Source organism: Viridibacillus sp. FSL H8-0110 (genome assembly GCF_038003565.1).
Taxonomy (GTDB): Bacteria; Bacillota; Bacilli; order Bacillales_A; family Planococcaceae; genus Viridibacillus; species Viridibacillus arenosi.
Map to the genome: position 1 here is coordinate 1,567,160 of NZ_JBBOPJ010000001.1, position 23,237 is coordinate 1,590,396.

The window sequence follows — 23,237 nt, forward strand, 5'->3', positions numbered from 1 at the left end:
TCTCACGTATCAACTCCTTAAATACATTCCGCTAATGCTACTGTTGACGCATTAAACGGAATTTTTTATTATTCAACTAACGGGGTGCTTTAGTTTAAGAATCGGCTGCCTTTCCTGGGCATCTTTTTCTTATTCCGTAATGGAGTTAACTTGTTCTTGTTGTGGATAGAGCATACAAAGCCTCTATCGAATCGCTGGTTTGTGGATGGAGATAACCGCATATTTTTTCATGAATACAACCCCTTTTAGTTTTTATATTGTTCTCTTTCCAAATTATCTTCTAGCTTTCCTGTTACTGCGTTGAACATTAAATAAATCATATTTTTCTTGGCCTTATCCCAACCGATAACCTGCACAATTGGAACGTTTTTTTTCAGGTGTTTAGTGAAACCAAAATTATATCCCTTAGCAAAAGTGTCTCCTGGATATATTTTGGTGGTTTTTAGTGCCACTTTTAGTAATTCAGGTGTATCATACTTAAAATCTTCAACTTTAGAAATAAATTGATTTTTAGGCATAGCGTCCATTTCATTAGGCACATGCACTTTATCTAGTACCTTTCCGTCTCGGATAGTTACTAGATAAAAGTCTGTCTTACCCGGTATACCAAATTCGATGTTCCAATTTTTTCTTCTGCCGTCCATTCCTGTTGGCACTTTATCCTTGTCAACACTAGTTCCACTATATAACATCGCTTCTTTATTCCATTTAAGTGCTTCTTTATGGGCCATTTCAAGTGCTTCTTTTAATGTTAAGCCCATTTCTATGTCAGGGAAAAAAGCAACTTCTGATTCTATGTTCGAATCCATCGTAGTATCTTGGTCTGTACTTTGTTGACAACTAACTAAAAATACACAAATGAAGAGAAGTAAAAGATTTTTCTTCATTAATTTCTCCCTCCTAGGGATAGTATAAAAACGATTAACATCTTTTTCATTTTCTTCAATACACCTCTTTACGACTTTATCGAATTGATTGTATTGTTACCTTTTCTGAATAAAGTATGTGCTTATTCAACTAACGGAGGGCTTTACTTCAATAAGGAGTAGAGCCTTTTTCTTATGGAACTAACGGGGCAGTTTAGTTTAATGGAAAATGTTATAATATTATTAAAATTTAGGAAACGGAGTTTGGAAAATGAAGAGTATTAAAAGATTGATTCAAGTCATCTTAGCAAGTACATCAATCCTAATTATTAGTGGATGTTTCTCTAAAGATGATCTGAATCAACCAATACAAGAATATTTAAAAACAAACTATGGAATACAAGATGAGTTTTCTATTATTAAGACAACTAATAATTGGTTTGAAGGTATTGACCATCAAACTTATATAGAAATGAAAAAGCCGTATCGTGCTTATCCGTCCCTAATGATTAAAAGAGATACTTTGAAAATTTTAAAAGAGGAAAGTAGTGATATCTATTTCGAACAATTCAAGGGTGCATATATTGAGCAACATCCAGAAGTAGTTCAAGTAATGAGACAGATCATAAAAAATTATGGGTTAGTAAAATATCCTAATAAAACTGTCCCAGAAGAAAATGGTCCTATTCGTATATTTCCTTACGATAACATGGAGTTTAATATAAATGATTCTAAAGAGCTACTTGATGATTTTAAAAAGACTCAAAAGATTGATACTATTGATCTTTTACCTACATTAATACCAAGTGACCCCCGACGTGAAAATTATAATAGCAGGTATGTAGGTGTGGTTAATTTTCTATTTGAATTTGATATAAATAAAAATAAACATCCTATTCCAAAGGCCAAGGATCTAATTGAGGACTTTCAAAAGAGTGGAGTATTAACAAAAGGTATATACAACATAGATATGTTAGTAGATGATTCAAATCCAGATCATTTTGTGGGATGGGAATATAATAATGTTGCTTTGTTTGAAGTCGATAAAAACGGTAAATATACCATAATTGCTACTCCTAAATATGATGATTTAGATAGAACTTACTACTATGGTGATTACGCAGCTACAAAATAGAATAGAATTTTAGGTTGAATTACTTAACTGGAGTTGACCCAAAATACACGTGGTACTATTCCTATTAGTAATAAACTTCCTCATATTACTTATATCGAGAAAAGCTCGAGACAGGAAAGGCGCATGATATTGAATTATCACAAAGTCCAATCATACATTTAATTATATGGATTAAATAATTATTTTCCCAAAAAAACTATTGGGGATTTAAGGGGATAGAATGAATCTTCTTCAACTAATGTTAAGTTAGTTAAAGAAGACATGTGCTTATTATCTTCCACAATCGGGCGCTATTGTTTAATAAGCGTCGCTGTTCTTCTTAAACTAACGGGTGCTTTACTTCAATAAGGAGTAGAGCCTTTTTCTTATTGAACTAACGGTGCAATTTAGTTGAATAAGAAATGCTATAATTTGGATATAGCCAAAAAGAAAGGAGGGAAAGATATGAAAGTTAGAAACTCAGTAAAGGCAATTATTTTAGATGGGGAAAAAATATTATTAACTAAAAATCAAGATGACGAGGGTTATTTTTTTCTTTGTCCTGGTGGAGGTCAAGATCATGGTGAAACATTCTATACCACTTTAAAAAGAGAATGTATTGAAGAAATTGGACTTAATATAGATATCCAAGAATTATTACATATCAGGGAGTATATAGGGAAAAATCATGAATACGCTGAATTTGATTTTGATGTTCATCAAATAGAATATTATTTTTTGTGTCAGCTAAGCAGAACTGAAAATTCAATAAAACCAACAAATCCTGATAATCATCAGGTAGGTGTTGAGTGGGTTCGTATTGAGGATTTATTAAATTACAGGCTATACCCAAAGGAGTTAAGAAAATACATAATTGGATATTTGAATGGTGAAAATTCTCCAGTGTATCTTGGAGATATAAATTAACTTTTACTAACAAGAGCTTTAATAGAAGATCTTTGAGCTGTTCAGACGGTTCTTTTTTTATTCAACTAACGGGGCAGTTTAGTTGAAGAGTGTTGTTTAACTTATTGTTCAACAATCGGGCCAGATTATGGAGTGACTTTATTAATTGTTTCGTTAAGATTGTGAAGAAATGTACTTATGCTAACGTGGCAGTTTAGTTGAAGAAGGAAATTATCTGTAATACGGCGAAATTTATATAAAATATATTTGGAGGAGAATAATTTTGAGTAATATCCTAAAAATTAAAGCCTTAAAATTTCCAAACGTCCTTCATTATGAATGGGAAGGAGAAATTCTAGAAAAAACGAATAATTACATACTTGTACTTTGCAAATCAGGAAGAAAATTAATACATCACTCTAAAAATGACGTATATACAATAAATAATACCTCGATAGAGTATTTTTCCTTGAAAGAATGGTATACAGCAGCAATGGAAGTTGAAGAAGGAGTAGTAGTTTCAACATATTGCAACATAGCAATGCCTTCTGTTTTAAATCTCAATGAACTTAGTTTTATAGATTTGGATTTAGATTTAATAAAAAGAAAAAACAAAAACTGGGAAGTTATAGATGAGGATGAATTTGAAGTAAATAGTATTAAATATCAATATCCAGAAGAACTGAAAAATGAAGCATTAAAGGCATTAGAAAGATTAAAACAGAAAGTTGCAAAAGGTAGCTTTCCATTTAATAATGAATTCAATTCATTATTAAATAAATGAAAAATAGTTCAATTTATCTTCAACTAACGGGTGCTTTACTTGAAGATCATTGAGTTGCATATGCAGCTCTTTTTTCTTTATTGAACTAACGGGGCAGTTTAGTTGAACAAGGCATCAATAAATAATGTTAAAGTATTCCTAGGAATGGAGGTATTATATGATTTTCGAAACACTAACAGGACAACTTTCGGTCGTAATTACACTTGCTTTTGGTACGTTGTTAATTGTTCTATATCCCTTAATAAATAAGGAAAATAAGTATTTTGCATGGTTTAGTGTTGTGATGGGAGTAATAGTTTTCTTGCTTTTAATATGGTTTACATTTGGCAATGAGGTAATCAGAGAACAGATTCTAAGATATGGACTTCATTAAAAATCCTATTGAAGTAACGGGTAGCTTTACTTGAAGATCATTGAGTTGCATATGCAGCTCTTTTTTCTTATATAACTAACAGGGCAGGTTAGTTGAAGAAGGATTAATAATTCTTTTCTAATTGGAGATAGTAATTAGAAAAGAGGTGAATTTATCTTAAAAAAAATGTATGTACTGATTTTAATCATATCTTTATTTACTTTGATATCATTTGAAGCTTATGCACAGCCTAAAAATTGTCCTGTATTAAGTGAATTAGAGAAAACATCGCTTAAGGATAAAAAAGAGGTAATAGAAGCGTTAAATACTTTAATACCAAAAACTTATGGAACTGGATTAGATGATTTACCTGACCTATATACTAAGTGGAATGTAGTAACTGCCAAACCTTTTCCTAAAACAGTTGGTAATAAAATAGAAGAAGACTATTTTGGAATGGCTAAAACCTTTTGTGGCAAAGAAATTGCTGAAAAGTCATGGCTTGTACGTTTAGATTTCCCCAAAGCACCTGGAGCTGACTTAGCCCAAGGTCAAATATTTTTAGCTAAAAGTAAGGAAAAAGGATGGTTTGTTTGGTTTCGATACCATTAAACTGCTATTCCTTATTCAACTAACGGGTGCTTTACTTGAAGATCATTGAGTTGCATATGCAGCTCTTTTTTTCTTTCTTGAACTAACGAAGCAGGTTAGTTTAAGAAGGAGTTTACTTCTATTTGTAGAAGTAATATCAAGATATGCAAAGGTAAGGGGGAATAAAGATGACGAAAAGAAGTATCCAAGTATCCCTAAGAAAAGGAAACATAAATGATGCAGAAGCTGTGTTAGAACTACAAAAGGAGGTTCTTTCAGAAGGTGAATTTATGATTTCGGTAATAGAAGAGTATGAACAAACATCGGAGCAACTAAGAAACTGGATCGAGAAAATTTTAGAGAACAATAAAGAAAAGCTAATCGTAGCGGAATGCAGAGGGCAGATTGTTGGTATGATTGTTTTTCGCTCAAAAAGTACTAAAAGGCTTTCTCACACTGGTTCTTTTACGGCAATGGTTAAAAAAGAGTATCGCAATCAGGGCATTGGTAAACTTCTGATAAAAGAACTTTTAAACTGGGCGGAGAATAACACATTAATAGAAAAAGTTAGTTTAGGTGTATTATCAACAAACCAAAGAGCTATCGAATTGTACAAAAGTATGGGATTTGTTGAAGAAGGACGTAAAATTAAAGAAGTTAAGTTCAGTGATGACTTATATGTGGATGATATACTAATGTATAAATTTGTTTAACCTTTTTTTGTTCAACCTTTTTCAAACGGGGTGCTACTATATTTGGTTATATTTTTGTTTGTGAAGAAATGTACTTAAACTAATGGGTGCTTTAGTAAAAGAAGAAAGGGTTCTACATATTAGTCATATCTAATATGTAGAACCATTTAATTTTTCTATTTTTTAAAAAATTAGGTCTTTATAAAATTTATCCCCCTCTTCTTTTTGTTTTACTAAATAACCTATTTCTTTAGTTGAATCTGTTTATACTTATTGAAGTTCAGAACGAATCGGTTCTTCAGGATAGTATAAATCTTTGCGTAAGTAGACATCTCTATGGGTGAGTGTTTCACCTTTAAAACGAATCCAAATTTCATCATCTGCCATGACTCCATGTGTTTTTCGTACAATGCCCCAGCGAATATTAGATTGCATATCCAGTGAAGCCAGTAATTCTTTTGCGTTGACCCGAGTAGGAGGGAAGGTACGCCATTTTAGCCAATGTTCTATTTCTTCTAAGCTAATATGCCCTTCCATATTCGGTGAAAATTGTTTGTTAAAATCATCAATAGGCTAAGTCCGTTATCAAAAATCGGTGCCAGCTCCCATGTTTTTTATTTTGGGTCATATAAGAATAAAATGTTATTCGTGTGCCGATCTTCATTTAGAATAAGTGCATCGAAAGCATGTTTTGTTACTTGTAATAGAATCAGTAGAGCTGAAATTTGCTTCAAATAAGCGCTCAATTGTAACTTCCTGTTTTGTACCACGAAAATCGAGTGAATAGCAGCCGTCAAATTGTTCACCGTCAGCTAATTGAATGATACATGGGTAATAGACGACAAATTTAGAGGGGGTAAGAGTTGAGCATTCAAGTACGAGTGAAGTCAATACTTCTGCTTGTCCCTCATAACCTCGCGCATTTTGTTTGACCCACTTGTTTCCGATACGCCATTTCGATTGATCGATCGCCCTTACTAGAAGTACTAATAATACGTTCAGCGTCGATAGGAATATGAATTGTTTCCATTTCATCACATCCAATTTAATATGAGTTTATTTTATTATATAGTGCATAAACGTTTACCGCACGGATAGTTGTTCATAGTGTTGCTTCTAAAATTATTGTCTGTTCTTTAAAGTATCAAGATATGTTTTTGGAATAATAGAGGCTACCAAAAAACTGAATATTCATTTATAATTAACAATATGAAAATATTGTAAAATTATACAATATTTTATTTAAGGGTACCTATTAGAAAAATGTATTAAATACTGATTGGGATTTAATAATTTAAGAAACAAAAAGAAATTGGAGGGGAACTACCATGATAGAAATCAGAGACTTAAGCAAAACATATACCCACCTTTCGGATAAAGTGAAAATACTTAATAACATATCATTAAGTATTGATAAAGGTCAGTGGTATACGATAATTGGTCCTTCCGGCACCGGAAAATCGACATTTTTAAATTGTGTCGCGGGGCTCTTACAACCCGATGAAGGTGAAATTATTTACGAAGGAGTAAATATTTATAGTCTAAAGGATAAAGTGAAAAGTGAGTATAGGAGACTTAATATTGGGTTTATATTTCAAGATTTTAAACTATTACCACATTACTCAGTATTGGATAATGTAGCATTACCGTTAATTTATGATGAGCCAAAAAAATCCCTATACACTAAAGCAAAGAGTCAATTAGAAATGGTAGGAATTAAAGAACAAATGTTTAATAGATTACCCGAAGCCTTATCTGGAGGTGAAAAGCAAAGAATTGCGATAGCACGGGCGCTAATTGCCAATCCTAAAGTGCTCATTTGTGATGAACCAACAGGGAATTTAGATATTAATAATCGTAATATAATTCTAGACTTATTAAGTGAATTTAAAAATTCTGGAAAGACAATCATAATGGTGACGCATGATGAAGAGGTGGCAAATCGAGGAGATATAATCTACAAGTTATCTAATGGGATATTGGAAGAGAGGATGAAAAAAAATGATGCGTTTAGTTTGGAATCGAATAATTAGTAGAAAGTTGGTTTCCTTTACAATCATTTTAGCTCTTTTTGGAATTTTTCTACTGATACCAATAGGTTTTCAAAATACTAATGAAACAAAATTAGCTGTTGATAATTCAATTGCAGAACAAGGTAGAGGCACTTATGATATTTTAGTAAGACCAAATCATTCAAGAACAAAAGTAGAAAAAGAAGTTGGTATGGTAGAAGAAAATTACATAGGGGATAGCCAAGGTGGTATATCCATTCAGGAATGGGAAAAAATCAAACAGAACCCCGCCATTGAAGTTGCAGCACCTGTCGCATCAATCGGATATTTTAGCGGTAAAAAAACATCAGTCGAACTACCACAATTAGATGAATCCACTAGATTTACATGGGAATTCTATACTTCAGATGGACAAAAAGAATATTCACTTAGCGAACCTCAAAGCTTAGTATACTTCAAAGAATCGGAACCTGGGAATACTCAGTATTTAAAGGTTCTTCATAATGAAACTGCGTCTGGCGCTACGCTGGATGTTATGCTTCCACAAACTTATCATTTATTAGCAGCCATAGATATTGAAAGTGAGCAGAATCTAACGAATGTTGACTACTCAGAATTGAAAAATGAGTTTGATTCATTTTCACTTGATGTAATAATTAAAACCTTTGGAAATATTCCTGTTATTAAAGTCATTCAAAGGGAAGATATTAATATTCCAATTAAGATGAAATTAAAAGCAGATACAATCGAGCTTGATATTTCTGACTACCGTAAAAAGCTTTCATTAACAGAAGAAGATTGGCTTATGTCAGCTGAGAGAAATAAAATTAAACAGGTAATTGGAGAATTAAATAAGAAAAAAACCGCCTCTACTTCTGAACATGAAATAGATCTTACTTCTTTTCAAAAACCATTTGATGGAACTGCTGTTAAAATAAATAATCAATTTAAAGTAGATTTGGCTTCTGACTTTGCTTCAGATAGAGGAGAAACTACTGTTTATTATACGGCTGAAAAACTGGATTATAATAGTGAAAATGATATTTTAAACATAAAAATAATTGAAAATGGGCAACCTCCATCCTATAAAAAGATAGTGAAAAAAGGAGAAAGTTTATACAATGGGGTGAAACCTAAATTCCTTATTGAGCAAGTAGGGACATTTTCACCAAAAGTTGATAAAGAAAGTAAACTCTCATCAAGCCCTATGGGAATTTATGCAACTTCTGAAATAAAGACGGAGAAAGGACAAGTACTAAAACCTACTACTGTACCTGGAAGCTTCATTCCTCAACCTGCTGGTGGTTTGATTACGCTTAAATCGGCGGAGATTCTTAAAGGGTCAAAGCCTATAGACGCAATAAGAGTACGAGTCGCAGGTATTTCTAAATATAATAAACAAGCACAGCAAAAAATAGAAAAGATAGCAACTGAACTACTCCAAGATGGTTATGAAGTAGATATTGTTGCGGGCTCTTCTTTTAAAAATGCGACATTAGATGTTGAAGGAATAGGAAAGGTAGTAGCTCCGTGGACTACTTTAGGAGTTGCCCAAGAATTAGAAGAGAATTGGAATGGTTTAATACTATTAACTACAATATTATTTGTTACTTTTGTTCTTGTATGGTTTGTATCCCGTCTTCTATTTGAAAAGAATTCTTTGGAAAAAGAAGATGAATTATTAACTATAATAGGTTGGCCACGTGAAAAAATTATCCGAAGAAATTACCTTGAACAATATTTTTTACTTTTCATAGCATATATGTTAAGTGTTTCATTTATGGCAATAATAAAGTTAGAAGTAAGTGCATATTTCATTTCTTCAGGTATCTTAATTATAGCTTTTCTGCTGATAAATATTATATTTACAATTAAGAAAAACAGAATGAAACGTTTGGAAGCTTATAAACATTCACCATCTCTTTTCTATTATAGGGATATTATTATGCCTACTATGGTAATTCTATTTATTTCTACAATGTTAATAGTAGTTCAAATAGCGAGTTTTGGAAGTACAATAAATAAATCGCAAGAATCTACATTAGGGCAATTTACTGTTGATGGTATTTTTGGATTCCAACTATTAGTTTTAATTTCTGCCTTTATTCTATCTATTTTAGGATTAAGTGAATGCTTAAATACTTTATTTTATACACGAAAATCAGAATTTAACATGTATCATATTATTGGGTGGTCTGAGAGGAGAATACTACTTCATTTATCAAAAGAAACCTTAGTGTGGACGAGCTTCTCTATATGTTTAGGCTTAATCACTAGCTGTATTATCTTATTTAACACTGAGGCTACGATAGGCTGGATTGTAGTAGGGATATTATCCTCTTCAGTAATATTGATTTTTGTAATTTTCATTGTTCTAATTTCTAAAAATTTCATTATTATTCCTAAGGGTGAAAAAAATATTAACGTCTAACATATTGACGATTGCCTAAGTTTTTTGACCTTGAATAAGTATATTATTAGATATTTTTTCTTTACAATTATCGACAACTGAAGCGGAAATTTAAAATTATATTTAGACAGTGCTGTGGGCCCGAGTCCGTTTTTCCATACTCGGGCCTATTAATTTAGCTTTAATTAGTTTTTGATCTCAGTATTTATATTGTTGAATATCTTGTTAGAAATATCCCATAATTTTAAAGATGGCTAAGGAGAATCATCATTTCTTATTCTATTATCTATAACTGTAAATTACCTAAAAAAACAACAATACCCAGTCTATATAATTAATAGAGACTGGGTATTGTGTATTCTTAATTTATATTATCTAGTTAAAATGACGCTAGCAGATGCCGTAGCAGAAGAGCCATTGGTAACTCTTAGATAGTTATTCCATGTATACGTACTGTAAGGTCCTAAATCATATTGTGCTGTTGCTGAAGTACTGTAGTAGTTTGCAGTGAAACTACGTGACGTGATTCCGTCTTCATAATAAGCGTTATAATATGGAGTAGTTCCGCCCCCCCAAGATAGGTTTTTAGTAACGGATTTAGAAGAAACACCTTTAAAATTGTCGCGAAGCGGACTAATGCTTGCATCAACGGGAACAGCAAAAGGTGTAATTCCTTCAGAGCTCTCAGCTGCTTCAGCTGAAGTACTTGTGTAACCAACCCCTAATATAAAGGTACTTGCAAGTGCACTTACTAATAGTTTCTTCATTTTCATAAAATATACCTCCCTAATGTTTTTGGTAATCCAATTATTGCTAAATATAGTTATAATTACCAATTACTATTATATCCAATATATAGAAAATTGTAAACTATTAAACTATTTTGTTTGTGATTAATTAACATATATCTCTAAAATGTAATAAAAAATTACAGAAAAATCTGGAATTATAGCTTTTTCTAACGTTTCTGGAGTTGGGTATCTATTTACAAGAATGGATTATTTATATAAAAATCTGTCTTAAGGAATGGAGAAAACCTTATTTATATACGATTTCATTCCTATTATCATTGCATGTTTTTACGCTTTAGTTCCATCTTGTCCAAAACTTTTTGACTATCTGTATTTGCCATGTTGGTATAAAGAGAAGTTGTTTTAATATCATTATGGCCGAGTTGATCAACAAGAAGAATATTAACTTGATATTTTCAATTGAAGATAATGCGCTTAAACTCATGTATATCAAGGGTTTAGACGCTTTTTGTTTTTTTGTAATGACACTGAACGTGTTATTAACGAAACTACAATCACATTTACAGGGGTTGCTCTTGGCAAAATTAGATATGTAAGTAATTCACGATAAAGATTGTGAAAAAATGTACTTAAACTAACGGGGCAGTTTAGTTGAAGATACGGAATTCGTAATAATGAGAACGTGAACTCAGTTTCTAATAGAAATGCTTAGCTTTAAGTTATATAGAGTTACAAAAGAATTATAAATAAATCGCTTTAAATAATACATAATGCAATTTAATGGTGTTAGTCGTTTAAATACGTCATAATGTTCACCCTCGAATAATTGTTTGATTTCACCGTATCGAAGAAATCGACCTACTTTCTTTGTTTGCAAGTCTACAATTTGTTGTTTATACTTTACTTTAATTGGAAAAGGAGGGATGTAAATGAAATTGAAATTTTTACTTGCCTCAACAATTGTTGTTATTATCATTGCAATTTTCGGGGTTCGTGAATTCGTTGATTTCACACATGTAAGCTACGGCGATAAATCAATAAACGATAACATTACTGAAGTCGTTGGGGAAGCAAGCGAACCCGAATTTTATGACGCAGAATTTGGAGAATGGGCTTCGAAAATGAACGCAATGCTTTCCGAACCGATGGACAACCCAAAATTGAAGGAAGCCAACAACGATGAAGGATTCGAATATTACTTGAAGGCACAAGAAGTCATTAGGAAATTTCCGAAACAATTGATTAAAGAAGGCAATGAAATCGAAAAGGAACATTCGAATTTGTTCCTTCTATCAAGTTACATTTCACATATTCAATTCGTTCGCTCGGCACATATTGGACCTAATGGTGAAGCCAAGGAATCAACAGAACTTGCTGACAAATGGAAACCGACCGATGAAAACATGCGTCAAGCATTCGAATATATGAAGCAAATTGTGAATGATATTGACGTTGCGGTCAACCATAACGGAGAAGGCGAAATATATGGTGTTTCGTATCTATTGAACGGCGAAAAAGTTTCCGAAGTTGAAAAATTTATCAATGGGATGTAATAGCTAAGACGACGAAAACTATTAGTCGTCTTTTTTTAAGGCTGTTTTCGTAAAGATTGTTGCTATTCAACTAACGGGGCAGATTAGTTGAATAGCGTTGTTTAACTTTTGTTCAACAATCGGGCCAGATTATGGAGTGACTTTATTAATTGTTTCGTTAAGATTGTGAAGAAGTGTACTTATGCCAACGTGGCAGTTTAGTTGAATGAAAAATGTTATAATATTATTAAAATTCAAAAAATGGAGTTTGGAAAATGAAGAGTATTAAAAGATTGATTCAAGTCATCTTAGCAAGTACATCAATCCTAATTCTTAGTGGATGTTTCTCTAAAGATGATCTGAATCAACCAATACAAGAATATTTAGAAACAAACTATGGAATACAAGGTGAGTTTTCTGTTATTCAGACAAGTAATAATTGGTTTGAAGGGATTGACCATCAAACTTATATAGAAATGAAAAAGCCATATCGTGCTTATCCGTACCTAATGATTGATAGAGATACTTTGAAGATTTTAGAAAAAGAAAGTCGTGACGATATTTACCTTTCACAATTCAAGGGTGCATATATTGAGCAACATCCAAAGGTAGTTCAAGTAGTTGAACAGATAATAACAAAATATGGTTTAGTGAAATACCCTAATGAATATGCACCAGTAAGAAATGCCCCAGTTTCAATATTTCCCTACGACAATATTGAGATAGGTGTAGCTAATTATCAAGAGCTACTTGACGATTTTAAAACGACACAAAAGATAGATACTGCTAAACTTTTACCTACACTGATACCAAGTGACCCAAGAAATAATATTCCTGATGGTGAGCATGTCAGGTTTGCAACGGAACTAGGAGTGGTGAATTTTTATTTTGAATTTGACATAAACGAAAATAAACACCCTATTCCAAACGCCAAAGAATTAATTGAGGACTTCCAAAAAAGTGAAGTATTAGCAAAGGGAATATACAGTATCTATATGCTCGTAGATGACTCAAAACATTATGTGGGAGGGGAACATAATAGTGTAGTTTTGTTTGAAGTTGACGAAAATCGGGTATATACAATAATTGCCACTCCTAAATATGGTGATTTTTGGGACACTTACTTTTATGGTGATTACGCAGCTAAAAAAAATATAGAATAGAATTTTAGGTTGAATTACTTAATTGGAATTGACTAAAAATACACATGGTGCTACCCCTATTAGTAATATTTTGTAATTAGGATTAGCGCTTGTTTTCATTAAAGGGGAAGATTAATTTAATATAAAACTGAGTATGAAAACTGCGCTTATATTCGTTATGGAGAACTGTATGTAATTAAATGTCGAGTCTATATGGTACCAAGATTTAATATTCGTTATTCAACAATCGGGCGCGATTGTTGTACAAGCATCTCTGTTCTTATTCAACTAACGGGGTGCTTTAGCAAAAGATTATTGAGCTGTTCATACAGCTCATTTTTTCTTGTTCGACTAAACGGGCAGGTTAATGGAAGAAATAGCAAGTGGGTTTAACTAGGAGAAGTGTCGATGACATTAAAGAAGACACCGAGGTGTCTTCTGTTTTTTAAATTAAGAATATTGATAAATTGAAATTTAATTACTTAACATTATACTTATTTTCGGAGCGAGGCATCTTATTGGTGAGTATATACCAAGTAATGCTTGCTGTTAATAATGTTGACGAAATCAAAGCTGTAAGAACACTATATGTTTGCCAAATAAGTATCGTTGACCAATCGAAGGCAAAAAACATTATACACTGGGCAATCGTAGCGATTAGGAAAATAATTGTTACGATTGTTCTCTTTTTTGTCATTGGCTGCTGCTCATTCGTTTTCCTTTTTCTTAATCCTAAGAGAAGTAAAAGAACGGCCAATAGGCAAAGAATAATTGTGGTAGACGACAAAATGATGTCCAAAAGCTGTGTGCTGCTTATCTCATATGACTGAGTTAGATTGCCGTTTAATATATTTTTAACTTTTAGTACCAGGTTTATATTGGTATTTGCGCCGTTGCTCAGTAAGCAGATGGCTGTTCGTTCATTTGGCAGTATGGCTACTTCGGTTCTAAAATTCGGATTACCCCCAGTGTGTTCTATAAACGTTTGTTCGGCGTTTACCGACCAACCTGCCGCATAATACATATCGTTGACAGCCGAAACAGACATATCACCCCTATGTGATTTTTCGATAACCCTGTGAAATATTTCGGGTATGTCCTGCACGATACCCATCTGTATGCCCATCCAACGCGCCATATCTTTTGTATTAGAAATGATATAGCCGGCAGGTTTATTCCCAGCATAATCAGGAGCGTTAAATGGAGTTGTTATGAAAAAGGAAGAACGGTAGCCCTGCGCGAACTGTCCAGTGGCTTGAGCATCTTCTTTATAAACATACGTCTGGTGAAGACCTAAGGGTAGAAATACCTGTTCCCTCATAAAGTCTTCATAGCTTTGTCGTGATACAATCTCAATAACCAAACCCAATACGTCATAATTAACGGTTCCATAGTTATATTGTTCACCGGGAGAGAACGCCAATTCAGCATCTACCAGCGTTTCCACAGTCTTTTGCAACATATCAGGCGTATTGCCTTGTGGAATATTTTGAGTATGTCTAATATTTGTTAGGCCGCTGGTATGGTGAAGGAAGTTATTTAGTGTAAGGCTTTGCATATCAACAGGTTTACCTTGATACTTTAACGTAAACCAAGGTAAATATTTTTGGATAGGGTCAGTCATTGATAGCAGCCCTTGCTCTTCCAATAGCAGAATCCCCATACCAGTAAAAGCTTTACTCACCGAGGCCAACTCATAGAGTGTATTTTCACTTGCAGACAACCCCTTTTCAAGATCTGCATACCCAGAAGAAAAGTAGAACACTTCATCATTAGCAAGTATTGAGATTGACATTCCAGGCACACCTGATGTACGAGAGGCATCATCTAGCAACGCTTGTATTGCCACAGATTTCGAATCTGACAACGCATAACTTTGTGTTGCGAATCCTGAGAATAATATAAGTATCGTTAATACAAAAACAATAGTCTTTTTCATAAACTCTCCTTTTTGAAGAATTATAAGAGTATAAAAAACTTATTTTTATAACTATAAACTAAATTCTAATTTATATTTATATTTCTACTTACCTATATAATATCAAGTAATTGTGAAGAGTTACACTTAAACTAACGAGTGCTTTACTTCAATAAGGAGTAGAGCCTTTTTGGTGCTTTACTTGAAGATCATTGAGTTGCATATGTAGCTCTTTTTTTCTTTATTGAACTAACGGGGCAGGTTAGTTTAATAAGAGACAATACTTAGATTTTATAATTAAATATCACTTCACAACTTATATTGAGGAGAATGTATGAAAATATTCTTGATTAGTATTTGTGCAAAATAGATTCAGATATGTGCATTGAGGCGGTTCTGTGTAAGGAATATAATGAAAAGTGATAATGATTATCATTTAGTGGCTACTAATATTAAATAAAGGAGTGAGCATTTAATATGGCGATGCGAAAAATAGGAAACATTCGTTGGTTGATCGTCCTACTGGTTATTATAGTAAGTTTAACAGGCTGTAACGGTGAAAAGGAAACATTGACGAATGATGAAGACAATAAGCAAATAAGCACTAAGGAAGAGGGTAATGATACAAGGAAGGTTAAAGATGCTTTTGGCGAAGTAGAAATTCCTGTCAAGCCGAAGAGAGTAGCAGGGATTTATTTAGAGGATTATATGTTGGCGCTAGGAGTGGAACCGATTGTGCAATGGTATCATCCAAGCTGGGGTAAACAAGAGTATTTAGGACTGACAGATGTTCCATTATTCGATATAACAGGAAGTTTGGAAGCTATGCTAGAAAAAAAACCTGACTTAATAATATTGCCCGGGGCAATGGATGAATCTTATCAATTGTATTCTAAAATCGCGCCTACATATCGCGTGCCTGATGAAGTGCTTGGGGATGCAGAAGAAACTCTCAAAATAGTTGCTGATTTATTAGGTATTCCAGAAAAGGCTACTAGTGTACTAACAGATTACAAACAGAAGATTGCCGACACCAAAGTGAAGTTGGAAGAGGTTATTGGCCGCGAGACGGTTGCTGTCGTACGTCTCGATGTCGGGGACAAGCCAGAGTTGCGTTTATTCGGTCTGAATAATGCATATACGGGCATGATTTACAAAGACCTTGGTTTGGAGCCGTTCAAGTGGGTGAAAAACATTAAGGCACATGATGTTATCTCACAAGAAAAAATCCCAGAGTTTAGCGCCGATCATATTATCATCTTCCCATCTAATGGTACGTGGGACTCCGAGTCCAATGAGAAGGCGGTTGCCCTGCTTGACGATCCGTTATGGAAAGGTATTCCCGCTGTCAAAAACGGACATGTTTATCAACTGGAACGATCTCATTGGCAATCAGGGGCGATTACAGCGAATTCTATGAAAATGGAAGATTTGCTAAATTTGATAGTGAAGTAATAGCTTTAGTAATAGGGTATCGAGAAACAAATGAGAAAGCTCTTTCGGTTTCATTGAAGAGCTTTCTTTTTAAGATTATAATAAAGATTATCATAATCGAAAGGGCGATGTATGATGTATAGTGGAGTGGTGCCTCCTTGTTATCCGTCAGTCTTTTATATTATGGTTGGTATCAGGTATATCAATTTGAATATGTTGAGCAGTGAAGAATTTAGTGATGCTGAAGAACACATGCTATTTGCAATAACGGACGGCGAGGCAAACATGGATATTGGATATGGTGCTCAAAGAATTGGAAGAGGGAGTCTAGCTATAGTGAAACCAAATCAAGCCGTTCACATCGATCCTTTTAAAAATAGTATTTCTTTTTATGTTATTACATTCAAAGAGATTCTAATTCCAAATTCGAATACTTCTAATCATAAGCGCAAATCTTCAATTTTCCCAGACACTGGTCTGTGGAATTGTGTTCCATTTTCAAAATGCATTGATTTGTTAGCGGATATTGAACGGCATAGTCATGAGAAAGACGAATTGATGCAATTTTACAATCATGTACGATTCGAGGAATTACTTAGTTTAGTGCTTCAGCAAAGTGTAAGTTTTGCCCCCGCACCAGATTTACGGAGTGCTGTTAAAGGCTCGATTGATTATTTAAAAGACAATTTTGCTGAGCAAGTGACAGTGGCTAAGCTTGCAGAAGAAGTGAACATGTTTCCATGGCAATACTCGCAAATATTCAAAGAGCTTACTGGACAAATCCCACTTAGTTTTGTAAATAATCTGAGAATCGATCAAGCGAAGCATTTACTACTAAAAACAGAGGATCGTATACATGAGATAGCCCATCATGTTGGTTTCAACAATGAGTTTTATTTTAATAGGCGCTTTAGTAAGGCGGTAGGTGTAGCTCCGGGACAGTATCGTAAACAAAACAGAAGTACGATTCGTGTTGTTTCTTTATTTATGGAGGATTTACTAGTAACATTAGGCATTACGCCCGTTGTTCAGTGGTTTCACCCAGCATGGGGGCAGCAAGATTATCTTGGACTAATGCATGTTCCGACATTTAATGTTTTGCAAGAAAGCTACGAATCACTTTCTAAATATGAGCCCGATTTAATTATTGCACGTGGAAGTGATTACGAGTACCGTACCAACCAATATGAGCAATGTAAGCAATTTGCAAATACCGATATTATCACACAAGATGGCGCAGACTGGCGTTTAACATTACGAACTCTAGCTGAGCGATTGGGACGGGTCGATCAGGCCGAGAAAGCCATTCAGCAATATGAAGATAAATTAACCAGTGCTAGGAATTTGTTGATCCATTCAAAGAAAAACCAAACGTATGCCTTCATAAGATTTAAGGTCGATTGCATCGTTATCGATCAACAATATACTAAGCCATTTCTTTCAGAGGATTTAGGTATTACTCTTCATCCGATGGCTCAGAAGCTAACTCTTGAGGAGAGTAGAGCAGGCGTATCATGGGAATGGTTAAAATCGCTAGATGCAGATTATATTTTCTTCGTGTTTGATAAATGGCATGAGGAAGAAATAGGGGCAGAAAGACTTCAGATTAATCATCCGTATTGGAAAGAAATCCCTGCTGTTAGAAATTGCTGTGCATTTGAAGTCGACTTTATGACATGGATGAACCATGGACATCTAGCCAGTAGTAAAAAACTAGATGATGTACTGAAAATGTTAATTTAATATTGAAATAATGCCATAGAACACTTGTAGGAAGGTCTATAGCCCCTGCAATTGATATGTTCAGAGAAGGTAATGTGTTGGACAAGATGGTTTCAAAATAATTTTATATACATCATTTTAATAAAAGACGCTATCTCTAAATATGGACTGAACACTATTTGAATAATATAAATAATACCGATGATATATTTGTTGGAACGATGATGACTAGCAATGAATCTAATCCCGAAATACAATGGTCAACTATCAAAGAGACCGTTGGTTTTTAATCCTAACTAGTTATATAGAAACTTGTTTTTTTCAACTACTGAAGTGTTATTTTCAATAGTTCAACATAAAGGATCTCCCGTAAAAGGAAGCTTTAATGGAAGAAAGAAGCGTCCTGATCTGCAATATCGGGCCATTTTATTGAAGATCAAAAGAAATTAAAAGGATGATAATTATGAAAGAGGTTCATTCGGAAAGCCACTTTCAAGAGAGCTGTTATCTTATTAAGCAAAAGGGTGATTTAGTGGAAGATTGTTGAGCTGTTCAGACAGCTCTTTTTTTATTGAACTAATGGGGCAGGATAGGGCTGTCATTCGTGCAGCCTACTCTTATTGATCTAACGGGGGCTTTAGCAGAACAGGGCTTGGTTTTAACCCTTTAGATAAGATTGTCTAAAGGGGTGTTTATTATGTTGAAAAGGAAAAGAACATCTGTGGAACTAGTGGTGACAATAGAGTTGTTCCACAAATGAGACAGATGAATAGTGTGCTTTATCTGGGAAAATCAGAATATTTTTTGATTATAGAAACTGTAGCTATTGAAAATGGAACAAATAAAAGCTAAATAACAATAATATAATCTCTTTTCTAGATATGCCTTTTTCAAGAATCAAAGAACTTAATACCACTTAGTACAAAAGCATCAGAACTTGGGCTATAACCAACTAACTTTCTTGTTCCTTCAATATCAATTCGTTTAAACCTGTTGTTAGATACACCATGTAAAATTGAAAATGAAGGTAAGTTCTTTGCCGTCATCGACTTTAAGAGAAGGTCCATAAAATCTTCTGGGCTTAAGTATGCACTCATATCTCTAGCTGTTAGTGGTTTACCATATGGATTATAATCATCATATGCACCTATACGAATAGCAAGACTTTGTAACCCTTCTTCATAAGCAAAATAAGAAGCAACAGCCTCTGCAAAACACTTACTTACCCCGTACATATTTTTGGGTCTCGTGGGTGAATAAGCATGTGGTTGATAATCCAAAGGATAGCCTTCAATTGTTTGAGCACTTGAAGCAACTATCACTTTGGATACATTATTATCACTAGCAGCTCTAAAAATATTATAGGTTCCCTTTATATGATTTTCTAATAAGGAGCCATAAAAATCAGCATTTGGTGAAGGATTACCTGCCAAGTGTATAACTATATCTATACCTTTCGTAAATTCTTGACAAGCAGCTAAATCAGAAACATCTAAATATATGATTTCATGATTTGTATCTTTAAAAGTTTCTAAAGCAGATAAGTTAATATCTGCTAGCCGTAACTGGTAATTCCCTTGCTTATCTAGGAACCTTGTAACATCTTGGCCAATCTTACCTGCAGCACCTGTAACTAAAATTTTTTGCATTTCACTTCATCCTTCCATGAAAAATACATCCTTTGTCAAGGGTCATATAATAGAGCATGGACTTATTATAAGTTGGTTATGGCATTAAATAAAACGAAGAAATATAATGGAAACATGAATAAAATTCATAAGGAGGACCATAGTGACTTTAACAAAATATGAAATATTTAACAAAGTGGCAGAACTCAATAGTTTTACAAAAGCTGCAGAAGTGTTAGGTTTCACCCAATCTGCTGTAAGTCATGCAATTAGCAGTTTGGAAAAAGAGTTTTCCTTTCCTTTATTTATTCGCAATCACTCTACTTTAACATTGACCAAAAATGCAGAGGAGCTTTTAATTACCGTTCGGAAAATTTTATACTATAACAACATGCTGAAGCAGGAAGTAGCGGCTATCAATGGGTTCCAAAAAGGAATAGTAAGAGTGGGGGTTTTTTCGAGTATTTCTAAAAACTGGATTCCTGGTATTCTTAAAAAAATGGAGGAAAAGTTTCCAAATATTGAAATCGAATTACTGGAAGGAAACTATGCTGAGGTTGAGAATTGGTTACAAAACGGGAGATTAGATTGTGGGTTTATTAATAATGATACTTACTTTGAATCATTTGAAAAATCCTTTGAAATTGTACGATTGAAGAGGGATCGACTTTTGTGTGTTGTATCTAACCAATCCCCATTATGTAAGGAAAACCAAGTATCAATGCAACAAATAGAAAATGTACCTTTTATTATGCCAACATATCAGTGTTATGATGATATTCAAAAAATATTTAGGGAGAATAAAGTTAGCCCCAATATTCGATTCGAAAATATGAATGAATACTCGGTGATCTCCATGGTGGAGAATAATCTAGGAATTAGTATATTGCCAGAAATGATTATACCGAAATCAAAAATTTCTTTTACAGCCATTCCACTTGAAAGTGATAGCTATCGAACTATTGGATTAGCTATAAGAAAACCAACCTCACCCGCGACTAAGAAATTTTCTGAGATTACTAAAAGGTGGGTTTCATTTGAATCAATATAATTTTGCCAAAATATGAGCTATTTAAATTGATATGGTTCTTCTTGAACTAACGGGAACTAAAGGGGCAGGTTAGTTTAAGAAGAAAGACAATTAATCTACCTTTTTTCTTGATTTGGAAAATGGTATTTTATATTAAATCGAGTTTGTGTAATTACTTATTGGTTTTTTAGAAGGGGTGCATGAAAATAGATATTAGGAAAATTCGATATTTCATAATGGTGGCAGAAGAATTGAATTTTAGTCGTGCAGCAGAACGTCTTAGGATGGCACAACCTCCTCTAAGCCAAGAAATTCGTAAATTAGAAGAAGAATTGGGAGTTCAACTTTTTCATCGAACAAAAAGAATGGTTGAACTTACAGATGCTGGGAAGATATTTTTGGAAGGATCTCAACAAACACTGTTTCAATTAGAAAGAGCCATAAAAGAAACACAACTTGCAGCTGAAGGCAAAATAGGGAACTTAATAATCGGTTTTGTCGATTCCACAGAAATCGTTATAGAAGTTCTTAATAAATTTCGAGAACGCTTTCCTAAAATCCATCTTATATTACTTGAAATGACAACGGAGCAGCAACTAAAAGCACTCTATGAGAAACAAATTCATATTGGATTTATTCGTTCTAAACAGAACAACCAGATACTATCTTCTGAAGTTTGTTCTGAAGAATCTTTAAGATTGGTTTTACATCAAGATCACCCTTTCGCCTCATTGTCCGAAATTCCACTCCAATTGTTAATTGATGAACCATTTATTTTGTTTCCGCGTCATATGGGTTCAAATTTTTATGATTTAATTATTAGCTACTTTTGGGATCATGGTGTAAGTTTAAAGGTTGTTCAAGAAGCTATTCAAATGCATACTATTGTTAATTTAGTTGCAGCAGGAATGGGAGTTTCTGTCGTTCCATCGTCGGTGGAAAGGTATAAACGTCCTGGAGTTATCTACAAAAAAATCCAAGAGTCTACACCAAAAGTAAATCTATATGTTGGATGGAGGAAAGATGAAAAATCTGCAGTAGTAGATCATTTCTTAACAGTTGTTAGAGAGGTGTATTCTATTTTACAACTTGATCATCAAGAATAAAAGCCCATCCTGATGGGATGGGTAGTAAAATATCACAAAGGAAGAATTCTAATTAACTTAAGCGTTAAAGTAAGACTACAAAGATTTTGTATATATTTCTGGTTAAGTCACGTGCAAAAACTTAACCTGTTTTACTCGGATCGTACTCAACTAAACCATCTAGTACTTTGTCAATCTGCTGCATTATTTCAGGCTCTATTTTGACACCAGAAGCGAACGCATTCTCTCTTACCTGTTCCGGGCTCGAGGCCCCGATAATTGCTGAGGAAACATTCTGGTTTTGTAGTACCCAAGTTACTGCGAGTTGAGCGAGGGTAAGATCAATCTCTTGTGCGAGGGGTTTTAGCTTCTGTATAGCAGTGAGAACATTGTCGTTCATCCAACGTTGTGCAAGTTTATGAAAAAATGGTTTGCCAGCAGGAGAATTAGCACGAGATTGAGTTGGTACGGGTTTTTGGGGTAGATATTTTCCAGTGAGAACACCTTGTGCTACAGGCGACCATACTACTTGTCCGAGGCCCTCACGTTGACAGGTTGGTATCACATCGGTTTCGATAACTCTCCACAACATTGAATACTGGGGTTGGCTAGCGATGAGCGGAATATTCAATTCCCGTGAAAGTGCTGCACCACGGGTGATTTGTTCTGCTGTCCACTCACTTACACCGATATAAAGCACTTTACCTTGTCTTACAAGATCTGCGAAAGCTAACATCGTCTCTTCAAGAGGAGTAGTTGGATCAAACCTGTGTGCATAATAGACATCAATATAGTCGGTCTGTAACCTACGCAATGATGCATTACAATTTTCTAGAATATGCTTTCGTGATAAACCTTTATCGTTTTGCCCATTCCCAGTCGGGTGGCACACCTTTGTACATAGTTCAATGCTCTCCCGTCGTATACCTTGTAAAGACCGGCCGAGTATTTCTTCAGCTATAGTGTCTGAATAAACATCAGCAGTATCGAATGTTGTTATACCAACATCTAGTGCTGCTTTAACACACTCATTTGCAGTATCTTCATCTACTTTACCCCCATGATTTATCCAGTTTCCGTATGCAATCTTGCTTATTGTTAATCCACTATTGCCAAGTTTATTAAACTCCATTTTAGTTCCTCCTTTAAAAGTGATATCTTCATTATAAAGACCAGATTTTAATATGGATAATATAATATTAATAATGAATTAATATAAAATATATATAAGTCGTAGTTTATAAAAAACAACCCCTTTTGTTTGACT

At 33.9% G+C, this 23,237-nt stretch carries 20 protein-coding genes; 13 read left to right on the forward strand and 7 right to left on the reverse strand.

The window, feature by feature from the left end; genetic code table 11:
• Nucleotides 1-245: 245 nt before the first annotated feature.
• Nucleotides 246-887: a hypothetical protein gene (locus MHH98_RS07725; protein WP_038181001.1), complete on the reverse strand. Its 642-nt coding sequence runs from the start codon at nucleotides 885-887 to the stop codon at nucleotides 246-248.
• A 250-nt stretch (nucleotides 888-1,137) separates the two neighbouring features.
• On the opposite strand from MHH98_RS07725, the gene MHH98_RS07730 reads away from it, so the two are divergent.
• From MHH98_RS07730 to MHH98_RS07750, 5 genes are all read left to right on the forward strand, one after another.
• Complete coding sequence (locus MHH98_RS07730; RefSeq protein ID WP_038181003.1) at nucleotides 1,138-2,001, forward strand: hypothetical protein; 864 nt, start codon at nucleotides 1,138-1,140, stop codon at nucleotides 1,999-2,001.
• A 444-nt stretch (nucleotides 2,002-2,445) separates the two neighbouring features.
• Complete coding sequence (locus tag MHH98_RS07735; RefSeq protein ID WP_038179214.1) at nucleotides 2,446-2,907, forward strand: NUDIX domain-containing protein; 462 nt, start codon at nucleotides 2,446-2,448, stop codon at nucleotides 2,905-2,907.
• A 262-nt stretch (nucleotides 2,908-3,169) separates the two neighbouring features.
• Nucleotides 3,170-3,670: a DUF402 domain-containing protein gene (locus MHH98_RS07740; protein ID WP_235175732.1), complete on the forward strand. Its 501-nt coding sequence runs from the start codon at nucleotides 3,170-3,172 to the stop codon at nucleotides 3,668-3,670.
• A 538-nt stretch (nucleotides 3,671-4,208) separates the two neighbouring features.
• A complete protein-coding gene (locus MHH98_RS07745; protein ID WP_235175731.1) occupies nucleotides 4,209-4,634 on the forward strand; it encodes a hypothetical protein in 426 nt (141 codons plus the stop codon).
• A 167-nt stretch (nucleotides 4,635-4,801) separates the two neighbouring features.
• A complete protein-coding gene (locus MHH98_RS07750; protein ID WP_038184983.1) occupies nucleotides 4,802-5,326 on the forward strand; it encodes a GNAT family N-acetyltransferase in 525 nt (174 codons plus the stop codon).
• A gap of 249 nt (nucleotides 5,327-5,575) precedes the next feature.
• Here MHH98_RS07750 and MHH98_RS07755 read toward each other — a convergent pair whose 3' ends face one another.
• Together MHH98_RS07755 and MHH98_RS07760 are read right to left on the reverse strand one after the other, a co-directional pair.
• Nucleotides 5,576-5,842 carry a hypothetical protein gene (locus MHH98_RS07755; RefSeq protein ID WP_340712402.1) on the reverse strand — a complete coding sequence of 89 codons (267 nt, stop codon included), beginning with the start codon at nucleotides 5,840-5,842 and terminating at the stop codon, nucleotides 5,576-5,578.
• Between the two features lie 123 nt (nucleotides 5,843-5,965).
• Nucleotides 5,966-6,340 (reverse strand): hypothetical protein, encoded by a 375-nt coding sequence (locus MHH98_RS07760; RefSeq protein WP_076035528.1) that lies wholly within the window; start codon nucleotides 6,338-6,340, stop codon nucleotides 5,966-5,968.
• A gap of 293 nt (nucleotides 6,341-6,633) precedes the next feature.
• Here MHH98_RS07760 and MHH98_RS07765 point away from each other — a divergent pair, with 293 nt between their 5' ends.
• A complete protein-coding gene (locus MHH98_RS07765; RefSeq protein WP_038185721.1) occupies nucleotides 6,634-7,338 on the forward strand; it encodes an ABC transporter ATP-binding protein in 705 nt (234 codons plus the stop codon).
• Nucleotides 7,307-9,748 (forward strand): ABC transporter permease, encoded by a 2,442-nt coding sequence (locus tag MHH98_RS07770; protein WP_038185719.1) that lies wholly within the window; start codon nucleotides 7,307-7,309, stop codon nucleotides 9,746-9,748. The genes MHH98_RS07765 and MHH98_RS07770 overlap by 32 nt, the downstream gene beginning before the upstream one ends.
• A gap of 350 nt (nucleotides 9,749-10,098) precedes the next feature.
• On the opposite strand, the gene MHH98_RS07775 is transcribed toward MHH98_RS07770, so the two are convergent.
• A complete protein-coding gene (locus MHH98_RS07775) occupies nucleotides 10,099-10,500 on the reverse strand; it encodes a hypothetical protein (protein WP_038185716.1) in 402 nt (133 codons plus the stop codon).
• A 908-nt stretch (nucleotides 10,501-11,408) separates the two neighbouring features.
• Here MHH98_RS07775 and MHH98_RS07780 point away from each other — a divergent pair.
• Nucleotides 11,409-12,032: a hypothetical protein gene (locus tag MHH98_RS07780; protein WP_076065870.1), complete on the forward strand. Its 624-nt coding sequence runs from the start codon at nucleotides 11,409-11,411 to the stop codon at nucleotides 12,030-12,032.
• A gap of 254 nt (nucleotides 12,033-12,286) precedes the next feature.
• The gene (locus MHH98_RS07785; RefSeq protein WP_340712403.1) at nucleotides 12,287-13,174 is read left to right on the forward strand and encodes a hypothetical protein; all 888 of its coding nucleotides are present in this window, start codon (nucleotides 12,287-12,289) and stop codon (nucleotides 13,172-13,174) included.
• Nucleotides 13,175-13,631: 457 nt separating this feature from the next.
• On the opposite strand, the gene MHH98_RS07790 is transcribed toward MHH98_RS07785, so the two are convergent.
• Nucleotides 13,632-15,092, reverse strand: coding sequence for a serine hydrolase domain-containing protein (locus tag MHH98_RS07790; protein WP_340710929.1), 1,461 nt, complete (start codon nucleotides 15,090-15,092; stop codon nucleotides 13,632-13,634).
• A gap of 456 nt (nucleotides 15,093-15,548) precedes the next feature.
• Here MHH98_RS07790 and MHH98_RS07795 point away from each other — a divergent pair, with 456 nt between their 5' ends.
• Both MHH98_RS07795 and MHH98_RS07800 read left to right on the forward strand, forming a co-directional pair.
• Nucleotides 15,549-16,526, forward strand: coding sequence for an ABC transporter substrate-binding protein (locus MHH98_RS07795; RefSeq protein ID WP_340710931.1), 978 nt, complete (start codon nucleotides 15,549-15,551; stop codon nucleotides 16,524-16,526).
• Between the two features lie 111 nt (nucleotides 16,527-16,637).
• Nucleotides 16,638-18,248 (forward strand): AraC family transcriptional regulator, encoded by a 1,611-nt coding sequence (locus MHH98_RS07800; RefSeq protein ID WP_340712405.1) that lies wholly within the window; start codon nucleotides 16,638-16,640, stop codon nucleotides 18,246-18,248.
• Nucleotides 18,249-19,117: 869 nt separating this feature from the next.
• On the opposite strand, the gene MHH98_RS07805 is transcribed toward MHH98_RS07800, so the two are convergent.
• Nucleotides 19,118-19,876 carry an NAD-dependent epimerase/dehydratase family protein gene (locus MHH98_RS07805; protein WP_340712407.1) on the reverse strand — a complete coding sequence of 253 codons (759 nt, stop codon included), beginning with the start codon at nucleotides 19,874-19,876 and terminating at the stop codon, nucleotides 19,118-19,120.
• Between the two features lie 142 nt (nucleotides 19,877-20,018).
• Between MHH98_RS07805 and MHH98_RS07810 the strand changes: the two genes are divergently transcribed.
• Both MHH98_RS07810 and MHH98_RS07815 read left to right on the forward strand, forming a co-directional pair.
• A complete protein-coding gene (locus tag MHH98_RS07810; RefSeq protein WP_038185693.1) occupies nucleotides 20,019-20,906 on the forward strand; it encodes a LysR family transcriptional regulator in 888 nt (295 codons plus the stop codon).
• 185 nt (nucleotides 20,907-21,091) lie between these two features.
• Complete coding sequence (locus MHH98_RS07815; RefSeq protein ID WP_076034700.1) at nucleotides 21,092-21,991, forward strand: LysR family transcriptional regulator; 900 nt, start codon at nucleotides 21,092-21,094, stop codon at nucleotides 21,989-21,991.
• 121 nt (nucleotides 21,992-22,112) lie between these two features.
• Here the strand turns inward: MHH98_RS07815 and MHH98_RS07820 are convergent, their stop codons facing one another.
• Nucleotides 22,113-23,102 carry an aldo/keto reductase family protein gene (locus MHH98_RS07820; protein WP_340712409.1) on the reverse strand — a complete coding sequence of 330 codons (990 nt, stop codon included), beginning with the start codon at nucleotides 23,100-23,102 and terminating at the stop codon, nucleotides 22,113-22,115.
• Between the last annotated feature and the right edge of the window lie 135 nt (nucleotides 23,103-23,237).